The organism is Litoribaculum gwangyangense (assembly GCF_039543505.1).
In the GTDB taxonomy this organism is placed as follows: domain Bacteria; phylum Bacteroidota; class Bacteroidia; order Flavobacteriales; family Flavobacteriaceae; genus Litoribaculum; species Litoribaculum gwangyangense.
On record NZ_BAABJW010000001.1, the window covers coordinates 157795 to 170256 of the forward strand.

General features: G+C 34.3%; 11 protein-coding genes. 8 read left to right on the plus strand and 3 right to left on the minus strand.

The features are described from left to right. Positions 1–66 precede the first annotated feature (66 nt). A complete protein-coding gene (locus tag ABD963_RS00665; protein WP_345275011.1) occupies positions 67–2571 on the minus strand; it encodes a DUF5686 and carboxypeptidase-like regulatory domain-containing protein in 2505 nt (834 codons plus the stop codon). Positions 2572–2634: 63 nt separating this feature from the next. Further along, positions 2635–3612 carry a pyruvate dehydrogenase complex E1 component subunit beta gene (locus tag ABD963_RS00670; protein ID WP_345275012.1) on the minus strand — a complete coding sequence of 326 codons (978 nt, stop codon included), beginning with the start codon at positions 3610–3612 and terminating at the stop codon, positions 2635–2637. A 155-nt stretch (positions 3613–3767) separates the two neighbouring features. On the opposite strand from ABD963_RS00670, the gene ABD963_RS00675 reads away from it, so the two are divergent. The 5 genes from ABD963_RS00675 to ABD963_RS00695 all read left to right on the plus strand — a co-directional run bounded on the left by ABD963_RS00675 (position 3768) and on the right by ABD963_RS00695 (position 8690). Then, positions 3768–4514, plus strand: a complete 747-nt coding sequence (locus ABD963_RS00675) for an electron transfer flavoprotein subunit beta/FixA family protein (RefSeq protein ID WP_345275013.1) — start codon at positions 3768–3770, stop codon at positions 4512–4514. Positions 4515–4524: 10 nt separating this feature from the next. Next, a complete protein-coding gene (locus tag ABD963_RS00680) occupies positions 4525–5484 on the plus strand; it encodes an electron transfer flavoprotein subunit alpha/FixB family protein (protein ID WP_345275014.1) in 960 nt (319 codons plus the stop codon). Positions 5485–5604: 120 nt separating this feature from the next. Continuing rightward, the gene (locus tag ABD963_RS00685) at positions 5605–6228 is read left to right on the plus strand and encodes a bifunctional nuclease family protein (protein ID WP_345275015.1); all 624 of its coding nucleotides are present in this window, start codon (positions 5605–5607) and stop codon (positions 6226–6228) included. Between the two features lie 15 nt (positions 6229–6243). Further along, positions 6244–7773 (plus strand): NupC/NupG family nucleoside CNT transporter, encoded by a 1530-nt coding sequence (locus tag ABD963_RS00690; protein ID WP_345275016.1) that lies wholly within the window; start codon positions 6244–6246, stop codon positions 7771–7773. A gap of 92 nt (positions 7774–7865) precedes the next feature. Next, entirely contained in the window at positions 7866–8690 is an 825-nt protein-coding gene (locus ABD963_RS00695; protein ID WP_345275017.1) for a thymidylate synthase, read from the plus strand. Between the two features lie 51 nt (positions 8691–8741). Here the strand turns inward: ABD963_RS00695 and ABD963_RS00700 are convergent, their stop codons facing one another. Then, the gene (locus tag ABD963_RS00700; protein WP_345275018.1) at positions 8742–9038 is read right to left on the minus strand and encodes an isoamylase early set domain-containing protein; all 297 of its coding nucleotides are present in this window, start codon (positions 9036–9038) and stop codon (positions 8742–8744) included. Between the two features lie 303 nt (positions 9039–9341). Between ABD963_RS00700 and ABD963_RS00705 the strand changes: the two genes are divergently transcribed. The 3 genes from ABD963_RS00705 to ABD963_RS00715 are packed head-to-tail and all read left to right on the plus strand — an operon-like array spanning position 9342 to position 12415. After that, on the plus strand, positions 9342–10256 hold the full coding sequence (locus ABD963_RS00705; protein ID WP_345275019.1) for a dihydrofolate reductase: 915 nt from the start codon (positions 9342–9344) through the stop codon (positions 10254–10256). Further along, on the plus strand, positions 10256–10816 hold the full coding sequence (locus ABD963_RS00710) for a hypothetical protein (protein ID WP_345275020.1): 561 nt from the start codon (positions 10256–10258) through the stop codon (positions 10814–10816). Before ABD963_RS00705 ends, ABD963_RS00710 begins: the two co-directional genes overlap by 1 nt. A 42-nt stretch (positions 10817–10858) precedes the next feature. After that, positions 10859–12415, plus strand: coding sequence for an NAD(P)/FAD-dependent oxidoreductase (locus ABD963_RS00715; protein ID WP_345275021.1), 1557 nt, complete (start codon positions 10859–10861; stop codon positions 12413–12415). Positions 12416–12462: the final 47 nt, after the last annotated feature.

A 12462-nucleotide genomic window follows, 5' to 3' on the forward strand; every position in this document is an offset into this window, starting at 1 on the left:
AATGATTTGTATTAAAATCACAAAAAAGGGCTTTTTAAAAAGCCCTTTTTATTTTTTGTGAAATTCTTAAAAATAAAAACCAAAACTTCCTGTAATTCCAAATTTTCTTGCGTTAGGATAAAGTATAGCATCTTTATAATTTCCTCTAAAATTGAAATCTAATCTTAATACCTTAAAAATATTGCCCACACCAAAACTGTATTCGTAGTAAGGTTTATTTGAAGGCGCTATCAACGGAATCGCATTAGGGAGACCTGTATTGCTAAGATTGATGTTTTCCTGTGAAATATCTCCCCAAACTCCACGGATACTAACAATTTCCCTTAGATTTAATTTTCTTAAAAACGGAATTCTTGAGAAAAAGCGCCCATTAAAATTATGTTCCATATGAAATGACGTATAAGTATCAGATACAAATTCATAAAAATCCAATTGAGAAAACGTGTTGTAAATTGAAAAATAGGTTTGGTTTCCTGGGATAACACTTAACAAGCCAAGCGGCACTTCACCAAAGGTTTTACCAGCTTCAACGGTTGTAGTTAATCTACCAAAACCTCCAACTTGCCAAGGCTGGATATAAGAAAACTGAACTTTAGTGTAATCAAAATCACTTTCAAAAAGGTTTTTATCTCCTTTTGATACTTGTGCAAATAATCGTGCAAAATCATCATTGGCATTCAAACGCTCTACTCCAAAACCCGTCATTTTACGTTTTGGAAAATATGAAACTGATAATGACGTTTCAAATTGCTTGATTTCAGACTCGGTTCCAGTTGGTGTATTATAATCCAAACTAAAAGTAGGCGATGCAGATTCCAACGTTCTATAATTTCCACCTAATCTGAAAATAACATTTCGCCATGGTTCTGCTTCAATAGACAAACTTGTTAAATTTATGGATGTTAACTTGTCATTTGCTCCTGTGCCAACAACTGCAGAAGAAGCTAAACTTCTCCCTAAAACATCTGTAGAGGTTGTTAAACTTGCGCCTATTTGCTCCACGTCACGCCTATTCCCTCCAGAAATAATCAATCGGCTTTTTTTATCGAGTAACCATTTACCTGAAATCCCATATTTAAATTTATCGTCTCTAAACCCATAGGCCAAAAACCCTTCTAATCGCCAAAGGTCATTTCTTCCAAAATATGTTCTTCCTCCGGTTCGTAAACGTAAACCCTCTACTTCATTGAAACCAAATGTTGAAAAAATGGGTCCATAATCAAGTGGCAAGGTGTTAAATTCGATATATCCTGATGACAGAATACTGCCCAAGTTGTAAAGCCGCTTAAATTTTTTAACCGTTTTTAAGGTATCTAGCATTTTATAAACACCTTGTTCATCTTTATTAAGTTCTTCTAAGCGGTTTTCTGCCCAAAAGTTTTCGTCTCGATCATAAACATCTTTGTTATAGGCATAGACTTCAGTTTCATAAAACTTTTTGTCCTTTTCAATATCAAATTTATAATTGTTGTAAAGTGTAGTTCGTTTTCCATAAATACCCCTGGATTGTTCTTTTTTACTAAAAGCAAAATCACTCATCATGTAATCTCTTTTTACAAGAAATAAGGAATCGTTAAGCACTTCAAATTCTTGTTCTATGTATATTTCCTTTACCCAGTTTATATTGGCACTTTTAGAGGCTTGCATATTAATTTCTTTGATGGCGTAGGTGGTGTCGGCCACCCAAAAATCGCCTTTAAAAGTAAGCTCGTTTTTTCTCCTTGGGTAATAAATGATATTATAGCACCATTTTTTATCAATAAAGGCGCTGTCCTTTAAAACATAGTTATAGGTGTTTATACCGGTTCTGGAAAGTGGGCTAACGAAACTTTTATCGAAGAATTTTAAATAGTTATCATAAACATTAAAATCGGAATACAAATCGTCAACAAAATCAATAATCACTTGATTGTCGCTAAACCCTGAATTTTTATTTCCTTTTAAATCTTCCTTTTCTTTGTTTAGAATATTATCGCCGTAAACTTTGGAAACTGCTTCATTAATAAACATGGGTAAATAGGTTTTGCCTGTAACGCGCGAGGTATCCACTTGATTAAAAACAAACTCCATACCTCTAAAAAGTTTGCTTTTTATAAGGGCACTATCGATGGTGTTGATATCGAATTCTACTTTTTCATATTTATCATATTCATATTGTTTGAACTGTTTCAACCCATTACTACGCTTATTAGCCCAAATTTTCCTCAATAAATCGATAGCGGGATTATTTTTTTTTGGCTGTTTACCAGATACAATAAAAACCTGATCGAGTTGAGACGCTTCTTCTTTTAGAATAAATTTTAAGTTATAGTTTACTTTTTTATCTAAATGAATATTTAAAGTTTCATACCCGATAAAGGATACAGTAAGTGCATCCCAAGTTTCGTTAGATTCCAAGTAAAATCGTCCATTTTCATCGGTAATAGTGCCTTGGGTTGAACCTTTAAAAATAACATTAGCGAATGAAACAGGCTCATCAAATTCATCAAAAACATACCCACTTACTTTGGTTTGTGAGAATGTGGGGGAAATTCCGAGTAAAAAAAGGGCAATAAGTAGTGTTTTGTTCATAATACAAAAAAACTTCATCAACAATTGAGCTAATGAAGTTTATATAACGTAATTAATTACGAATTATTTATACATCACTTTCTTAACAGCCTTGATAACATCGTTGCTATTTGGCAACCATTCTTCCAATAAAACGGGGGAATATGGTGCTGGGGTATCGGCGGTATTTATTTTTATGATGGGTGCATCTAGATAATCAAATGCTTCGTTTTGAACAATATAAGTAATCTCTGTTGCAACATTTCCAAAAGGCCAAGCTTCTTCCAACACCACTAATCGATTTGTTTTTTTAACCGATTCCAAGATTGCTTTTTTATCCATGGGGCGAACAGTGCGTAAATCAATGATTTCGCAAGAAATACCTTCTTTCTCCAATTCATCAGCTGCTTTATAGGCTTCTTTAATTATTTTTCCAAAGGAAACAATGGTTACATCTGTTCCCTCACGCTTAATATCGGCAACACCTAATGGTAAGATATATTCACCTTCGGGGACTTCGCCTTTATCTCCATACATTTGCTCACTTTCCATAAAAATAACTGGATCGTTGTCACGAATAGCTGCTTTTAATAACCCTTTTGCATCATAAGGATTTGAAGGAACAACCACTTTTAAACCCGGTGTATTAGCAAACCAGTTTTCAAAAGCTTGTGAGTGGGTTGCACCCAACTGACCAGCAGATGCTGTTGGACCTCGGAAGACAATAGGACAATTAAACTGCCCACCAGACATCTGCCTGATTTTTGCAGCATTGTTAATAATTTGATCAATTCCAACAAGAGAAAAGTTAAAAGTCATGTATTCTACAATTGGCCTGTTACCGGTCATAGTCGAACCAATTGCAATTCCAGCAAAACCAAGTTCAGCAATGGGGGTATCAATGACACGTTTAGGTCCAAATTCATCTAACATTCCTTTAGATGCTTTGTAGGCACCGTTATATTCAGCTACCTCCTCTCCCATCAAATAAATGCTTTCATCTCTGCGCATTTCTTCACTCATCGCTTCGCAAATAGCTTCTCTAAATTGAATTGTCTTCATTTATGTTATTTTATTTCGAGTAGCAAAAATAACAATAAATGGTATACACTTGGAAAAGATTTTTTTAAAATTTATTATGCGTGCATAGTATTTTTAGAAATAAAATAATTAACTTCGTAGCCACAAAAAAAATTGACACTCAAAAACCTATTAAAATGAAAATATTAGTGTGTATTAGTCATGTTCCAGACACTACATCAAAAATCAATTTTTCTGATAATGACACCAAGTTTGATACTAATGGGGTCCAATTTGTTATCAATCCTAATGATGAATTTGGCTTAACAAGAGCAATGTGGTTTAAGGAAAAACAAGGTGCTCATGTAACGGTTGTAAATGTTGGTGGCTCTGAAACAGAACCTACCTTACGTAAAGCATTGGCCATAGGTGCTGATGCTGCTATCCGAGTGAATACTCCAGCAACCGATGGTTTTTCAGTTGCTAAACAACTGGCAAATATTGTAAAAGATGGTGGATATGATTTGATAATTGCAGGTCGTGAATCTATCGATTATAACGGTGGCATGGTTCCTGGAATGGTTGCCGCTTTAGTAGGTGCAAATTTCGTCAATAACTGTATAAGCCTTGAAGTTGAAGGTACTTCCGCAAAAGCAATTCGAGAAATTGATGGCGGTAAAGAAACCGTTTCTACATCTTTACCATTAGTTATTGGTGGACAAAAAGGTTTGGTTGAGGAAAGCGATTTACGCATCCCGAACATGAGAGGCATTATGATGGCTCGCCAAAAACCTCTAACAGTTGTTGAGCCTATTGTTACCAATGCAGAAACAACTTCCGTTTCATTTGAAAAACCTGCACCAAAAGGCGCAGTAACCTTAGTGTCACCAGAGAATTTAGATGAATTAATAAATTTGCTTCATAACGAAGCTAAAGTGATTTAAATAATTATATATGTCAGTTTTAGTATATACAGAATCGGAACAAGGAACCTTTAAAAAAGTTGCTTTTGAAGTGGCATCATACGCCAAAGCGGTTGCCAACCAGTTAGGAACAACCGTAACAGCTATTGCAATAAATACCAATGATACTTCTGCTCTAGGGAATTACGGTGTTGATAAAGTTCTAAACGTAAAAAACACCCAGTTAGATAAATTTAATGCTAATGCTTATGCAGCTGTAATAAATCAAGCTGCAGAAAGTGAAGGCTCTAAAGTGGTGGTTATTAGCTCTAGTGCCAACTGTAAATATTTAGCTCCATTTATAGCAATAGGCTTAAACGCAGGTTACGCTTCGAATGTGGTTGCGCAACCTTCAAGTACTAGCCCATTTATTGTAAAACGCTCAGCATTTACAAATAAGGCTTTTGAAAACACACAAATTAATACTGACATTAAAATTATTGGTGTTTCTAATAATTCTTTCGGATTAGTTGAAAGTACGAGTAGTGTGTCAACCGAAGACTTTTCACCTTCAATTCCGGAATTAGGGGTTACTGTAGATTCAGTTGATAAAGCAGCAAATACTGTTACCATTGCCGATGCTGAAATTGTGGTTTCAGCAGGTCGTGGATTGAAAGGACCAGAAAACTGGGGCATGATAGAAGAATTAGCAAATGTTTTAGGAGCAGCTACCGCATGTTCAAAACCGGTGTCTGATTTAGGTTGGAGACCCCATAGCGAACATGTTGGGCAAACAGGAAAACCTGTTGCATCAAACCTTTATATAGCTGTAGGTATTTCCGGTGCTATTCAACATTTAGCTGGTATTAACGCATCCAAAGTAAAAGTAGTAATCAATACAGATCCTGAGGCTCCTTTCTTTAAAGCGGCCGATTATGGTGTGGTTGGCGATGCTTTTGAAGTGGTACCAAAACTTATTGAAAAATTAAAAGTGTTTAAAGCACAACAATAAAATTATTTTTTATAAATTGTATCGTAGTGTTGAACTGCTTAAATTAGCATTTTATCTTAAAACTGTATCATGCAGTTGGTAAAGTCCTAATTTAAACAGTTCTTTGCGTTTTATAAATTTATGAGTTTAGTAAGATTAAATATAAAAGGAATATCCTACAGCCAAACCCAAAATGGTGCTTATGCCTTGATTTTGAACGAGGTTGACGGCGATAGAAAACTTCCCATAGTTATAGGTGCTTTCGAAGCACAGTCCATAGCAATAGCTTTAGAAAAAGAAATTAGTCCGCCAAGACCGCTAACCCATGATTTATTTAAAAATTTTGCAGATAGATTTGACATCGTAGTAAAGCAAGTTATCATTCATAAGTTGGTTGATGGTGTTTTCTATTCCAGTTTAATTTGTGAGCGCGATAAAATTGAAGAAATTATTGATGCTAGAACCAGTGATGCCATCGCCTTAGCACTGCGTTTTCAAGCACCCATTTTCACTTACAAAAATATTCTTGACAAAGCAGGTATTTATTTAAAAGTAAATCCGAAAAAGAAAGAAGAAGATGAAGAAACGCAAGACAGTATTTTGATGGATGAGTTGGTAGCCAACGAGCTTGAACCCAATAAACCAGCCGAAAATTTTAAAGGAAAAACCTTAGATGAACTTCATACCCTTCTGGATGAAGCAGTTGCTAATGAAAACTATGAAAAAGCAGCACGTATTCGAGATGAAATCTCCAAAAGAGAATAATACCTATTATATACTATGAGAAAACTGTTTTTGTCTTGTGCTGCACTATTTTTCCTTTTCACATCCATAACATCAGCACAAAATTTAGACAATTCAAGTCCATTAAATACAGTTCAAAAAAATTCAGTACTTGAAGCAGAAATAGTCGATTCAATTAAGATAGATAACCCCAATGTTTTAATTCAAGAAACATTTACAATCCATACAGAAACACCAACAGAAAATACCATCATTCCTAGCCAAGGGTTTTCAATAGACAGTTTATGGCGAGGCGTTTTAGGAATGATCTCCCTTGTATTTATAGCATTTCTTTTCAGCGGTAATAAAAAAGCCATTAATTGGAAAATAGTGGGTATTGGATTAGCATTCCAATTAATAATAGCTATTGGTGTTTTAAAAGTGGATTTTATAAAAAATATTTTTGAATTTGTTGGGAATTTATTTATTCAAGTTCTAGAATTTACTAGAGCTGGAAGTAAATTTTTATTTGAAGGGTTGGTAGTTGATATGGATACCTTTGGCTACATATTTGCTTTTCAAGTATTACCAACAATTATTTTCTTTTCGGCCTTAACTTCTGTTTTATTTTACCTAGGTATTATTCAAAAAGTAGTAAAAGCCATGGCTTGGTTATTATCCAAAGCTTTAAAAATTTCTGGAGCAGAAAGTTTAAGTGTTGCAGGAAATATCTTTTTAGGACAAACCGAAGCTCCGCTATTAATAAAGGCTTATTTAGAGAAAATGAATAAGTCCGAAATGTTGTTGGTAATGATTGGTGGTATGGCTACCGTAGCCGGTGCTGTTTTAGCTGCTTATATAGGATTTCTTGGTGGAGACGATCCTGTTTTAAGATTGTTTTATGCAAAACACCTTTTAGCAGCATCTGTAATGGCAGCTCCTGGTGCTATTGTGATTTCCAAAATATTATATCCACAAACAGAATCCATCAATACAGATGTGACTGTATCCCAAGAAAAAATTGGATCAAACTTTTTAGATGCCATAGCAAATGGGACAACGGAAGGTTTAAGACTTGCCGTAAATGTTGGCGCCATGTTGTTGGTTTTTGTGGCCTTTATAGCCATGTTTAATGGTATTTTAGGTTGGGTTGGAGATGTATCAAATCTAAATACATGGATAGCCAATAATACAACCTATAAAAGTTTATCATTAGAGCTTATATTGGGTTATTCTTTTGCACCTCTTATGTGGCTTATTGGTATTGCCAAAGAAGATATGGCACTTATGGGACAACTTTTAGGCATTAAATTGGCAGCTAGCGAATTTATAGGCTACATACAATTGGCAGACTTAAAAAATGTAGGGAGCTCTATTCACTTAACGTACGAAAAATCTGTAATAATGGCTACCTATATGCTTTGTGGATTTGCTAATTTTGCATCCATTGGTATTCAAATTGGTGGTATTGGTTCATTAGCTCCTGGACAACGTAAAACCTTATCAAAGTTTGGAATCAAAGCCTTAATTGGTGGTACCATTTCATCTTTGATATCTGCTACAATAGCTGGTATGATTATAGGTTAAAAACCGTTAATAACTTTTAAATAAATATAGGGTTGAATTGTTAACATTCAACCCTTATTTTTTATTTTTAGCTGATTGAAATTGAATATGAAATGCAACAATATCACGATTTAGTAAAACACGTTTTAGAATACGGTAACGAAAAAAGCGATAGAACAGGAACAGGGACAAAAAGTGTTTTTGGATATCAAATGCGATTTGATTTAAGTGAAGGTTTCCCCATGGTAACCACAAAAAAGCTTCATCTAAAATCTATAATTTATGAACTCCTTTGGTTTTTAAAAGGCGATACCAATATAAAATACTTAACTGAAAATGGTGTACGTATTTGGAATGAATGGGCTGATAAAAATGGTGATTTAGGCCCCGTTTATGGACACCAATGGCGTAATTGGAACAGCGACGATATTGACCAAATTAAAGAAGTTATTCATACTTTAAAAAACAATCCAGATAGTCGCAGAATGTTGGTGTCGGCTTGGAATCCATCGGTTTTACCAGATACTTCAAAATCTTTTAGTGAAAACGTAGCAAATGGAAAAGCGGCGCTTCCACCTTGCCATGCTTTTTTTCAGTTTTATGTAGCTAATGGAAAATTGTCTTGCCAATTATACCAACGAAGTGCCGATATATTTTTAGGAGTGCCTTTTAATATTGCTTCTTATGCTTTATTTACCATGATGATGGCCCAAGTTTGTGGATACGAAGCAGGTGAATTTATTCATACTTTTGGTGATGCTCATATTTACAGCAATCATTATGAGCAATTGGAACTTCAACTATCCAGAGACATTAGGCCGCTTCCTAAAATGCTATTAAATCCTGATGTAAAAGATATTTTTGATTTCACTTTCGATGATTTCACTCTATTAGATTATAACCCTCATCCACATATTAAAGGCGTAGTGGCCATATAAAAAAAGCACTTTCTTATAAGAAAGTGCTTTTTCAATTTTTTTGAGTCTTAATTATACGTTTACTACGCTATTTTCAGCTCCTGCAAAATCATTCCATGCATAACCATCGGCAGCATCATCATTAACATAAACACCATCTACAAGATACTTAAACTCGTAAGAGCTTCCTGTTTCTAGATCAAAAGTTCCTTTAAAAGTTCCATTCTTCAGTTTTTTAAGTGGTGCTTTTTTTGCATTCCATTCATTAAAACTTCCTACAACAGATACTTTTTTTGCGTCTTCAGCGGGTAAAGAAAAGGTTACTTTACACACTGGTTTACTTTTTAAATATTGTTTTTTAATAGACATAATTTTTAATTTTAAGTGTTGTTTTTCGTTACAAATTTATAAAGTAATTTGCATGTACCCATAAAAATGACCTATACTTTAAAAAAATTATCAATTTCATAATTTCCATAAACAATTATTTATAGTTGATAAAAATTTTAGCATAATATTTATTATATTATCAACACAAATTATTACGTTTATATCTGATAATCAATTAGTTTTAAACGAAATCGATTGCGTGAATGGAGTATAATAATCCCAAAACCTAATGTTAAATTATCATAATAAAAGCCTTAACTTTATACCCGTTATTTTACACCTATGTTTGGAAAAAAGAAATCAACGCCACAAATAGATAAAGATCAATTAGAGCTCATTCAAAATGCGCAAAAACGTATTAAACAAAAAAAACGTTTGTATATACATTTTGTGATATTTTTAATTGGAGCCATTTTTTTAATAATAGCCAATACGCTTTTGGGTATTGGAGAAGATTTTAAATTTTTTGGTTATGATTGGTTTTTATTCGCAGTTCTTATATGGCTTTTTTTACTAGTATATCATGTTTTTAATGTGTTTATCACTCATAAATTCATGGGAAAAGCTTGGGAAAAACAACAATTGGAAAAACTGGTTTCAAAACAACAAGAACGCATTGAAAAACTTAAGGATGGGTTTGTAAGAGAAGAAAAACTTTTAGCACAAACCCAAGCTTACAATAAAGCAAAAAGCGAAAAGAATAAAAGTGAACTTACTATTATTGTGGCTGCAGCAGAAAACCATGCGATTGGAAAAGGCAACCAACTCATCTGGCATTTAAGTGACGATTTAAAACGCTTTAAAAACTTAACGAATGGACATCATATTATCATGGGACGTAAAACATTTGAAAGTTTCCCTAAACCACTACCAAATAGAACCCATATTGTAATCACAAGACAGAAACATTATAAAGTACCAGATGGTGTGGTTGTTGTCAACACCCTTGCAGATGCCATTGATGCCTCAAAAAATGATACGCAACCCTTCATTATTGGCGGTGGTGAAATATATAAACAAGCCATGGACGTTGCAGATAAAATTGAATTAACACGTGTTCACCATAATTTTGAAGCCGATACTTTTTTCCCTGAAATTGATACCAAAGTTTGGACAGAAACTGCCAACGCATTTCATAAAAAAGACGAACATCATGATTATGAATTTTCGTTTATTACCTACGAGAGAAAACAATAATGAAGAAAATTTTAGTTTTTATAATTTTATGGTTAACATCTTTTCAAATTGAAGCTCAATTCGTAAAGAAAAAATCAATTAGTGCTAATATTGGTTACGGATTGAGCACCCCTTATTATGGCGGTATTGACGTAATTGATTCTGGCCTTTATCTTCAAGGAGAGTTTGTACTCGTTATTGCAACTTGGCTTGACCTAAGACCTTACAGCGGATTGATTTTAACGAAATCAAACGGAAAAGACATCAACCAGAACCCAACACCTTACAAGGCGACTTCAAGAGCTTTTTTAATTGGAGGAAAAGCTCGAATAAAAGCACCCATTCCATGGATAGCGCCTTTTGCCGAAATAGGAATAGGTTCCTCCATAGGAAATTTTGAGACATTATCAGAGCTTTCCAATATTACTAAAAGTGGAATAATTTATCACATTCCGTTCTCTTTAGGATTAGAACTAGGCCGGGATCATAACTTTGAAGTTGGATTAACTTATTATTTCCAACCGACAATTGAACAATATGCTGGTGCATTTGCTATTGGTTTGTCCATACCCCTAAAATAAAGACTCAACAATTTCTATTGTTAAATTTCCTAATTTTGCCAAATGGTAAAAGAAATACAACTTCGTATTACACTTAAGGAGGAAGAAATCGGTGATATTCTGGTTTTAAAATCAGCCTTAAAATTAGCTATTGACCAAAAAGATATTACTGGAGTTAAAGTTCTTAGAAAATCTATTGATGCTCGTAAACCAAACATTATTTTAAATTACAAAGTTGCCGTTTTTATAAAAGAACCGATTCCAAAAACTTCCGAATACACATTTGATTACAAAGATGTTTCCAAAGCTAAACCTATCCATATTGTTGGATTTGGACCTGCAGGCATGTTTGCTGCTTTACGATGTATTGAACTCGGGTTTAAACCTATAGTCTTGGAGCGCGGTAAAAATGTACAAGACCGCCGACGGGATTTAAAAGCCATCAATCAAGACCATATAGTTAACGAAGATTCCAATTATTGTTTTGGAGAAGGAGGTGCTGGCACTTATAGTGATGGAAAACTTTACACACGAAGTTTAAAACGTGGTGATGTTCGTCGAATTTTTGAAAACCTTGTGTTTCATGGTGCTACCGAACAAATTTTAATTGATGCACATCCACATATTGGTACAAATAAACTACCGAAGGTGGTGCAAAATATTCGTGAGACTATTTTAAAATATGGTGGCGACGTCTATTTTGAAACCAGGGTCACCGATTTTATTATAAAAAATAATAAAATTAAAGCTATTCAACTTAATAATGAAAATGAAATATCAGTAGAAAAAGTCATTTTAGCTACTGGCCATTCAGCTCGTGATATTTTTTACTTGCTTTACAAAAAACAAATTACTTTGGAAGCAAAATCGTTCGCTATGGGTGTACGAGTGGAACATCCTCAGCACATCATAGATTCCATACAATATCATTGTACTGGCAATCGAAACGACTTATTACCAGCAGCATCTTACAGTTTGGTGCAACAGGTAAATGATAGAGGTGTTTACTCCTTTTGTATGTGCCCTGGTGGTTTCATAGTGCCTGCGGCAACAGCCAATGGCGAGGTAGTGGTTAACGGTATGTCGCCATCAAAGCGTAATAATTTTTATGCCAATTCTGGCATTGTTGTAGAAATTGATGTTCATAAAGATTTACCAAAGTATGAGCATTTTGGAGTTTTAAAAGCATTGGAATATCAAAAAGATTTAGAAAAATTGGCATTCACTTCGGGTGGAAGAAATCAAACAGCCCCAGCACAGCGTTTAACCGATTTTGTTGAAGGCAAATTATCTATTGTTTTGAATCCAACTTCTTATCAACCTGGTTTGAATTCGGCACCACTTCATTCACTTTTACCAAAACTTATAGGAAGCAGATTGCGAAAGGGTTTTCAAGCATTCGGACAAAAAATGAAAGGATATTACACCGAAGAAGCAAATATTGTAGGCGTAGAATCCAGAACCTCATCACCAGTTTGTATTCCTAGAACAAACACTTTAGAACACCCACAAATTTCAAACTTATATCCTAGTGGCGAGGGTGGTGGCTATGCAGGAGGTATTGTTTCAGCAGCTATGGATGGGGAACGTTGTGCTGAAGCCGCTACAGGTAATTTGTAATCTTTATTTTGTTTCTAAAGTGAAGCAATATTTATTCTTATAAAATA

Bases quoted from the DNA above. Each gene is read 5' to 3' on its own strand.
- ABD963_RS00665 (WP_345275011.1), bottom strand. From the start codon at position 2,571: ATGAACAAAACACTACTTATTGCCCTTTTTTTACTCGGAATTTCCCCC.
- ABD963_RS00670 (WP_345275012.1), bottom strand. From the start codon at position 3,612: ATGAAGACAATTCAATTTAGAGAAGCTATTTGCGAAGCGATGAGTGAA.
- ABD963_RS00675 (WP_345275013.1), top strand. From the start codon at position 3,768: ATGAAAATATTAGTGTGTATTAGTCATGTTCCAGACACTACATCAAAA.
- ABD963_RS00680 (WP_345275014.1), top strand. From the start codon at position 4,525: ATGTCAGTTTTAGTATATACAGAATCGGAACAAGGAACCTTTAAAAAA.
- ABD963_RS00685 (WP_345275015.1), top strand. From the start codon at position 5,605: ATGAGTTTAGTAAGATTAAATATAAAAGGAATATCCTACAGCCAAACC.
- ABD963_RS00690 (WP_345275016.1), top strand. From the start codon at position 6,244: ATGAGAAAACTGTTTTTGTCTTGTGCTGCACTATTTTTCCTTTTCACA.
- ABD963_RS00695 (WP_345275017.1), top strand. From the start codon at position 7,866: ATGCAACAATATCACGATTTAGTAAAACACGTTTTAGAATACGGTAAC.
- ABD963_RS00700 (WP_345275018.1), bottom strand. From the start codon at position 9,038: ATGTCTATTAAAAAACAATATTTAAAAAGTAAACCAGTGTGTAAAGTA.
- ABD963_RS00705 (WP_345275019.1), top strand. From the start codon at position 9,342: ATGTTTGGAAAAAAGAAATCAACGCCACAAATAGATAAAGATCAATTA.
- ABD963_RS00710 (WP_345275020.1), top strand. From the start codon at position 10,256: ATGAAGAAAATTTTAGTTTTTATAATTTTATGGTTAACATCTTTTCAA.
- ABD963_RS00715 (WP_345275021.1), top strand. From the start codon at position 10,859: ATGGTAAAAGAAATACAACTTCGTATTACACTTAAGGAGGAAGAAATC.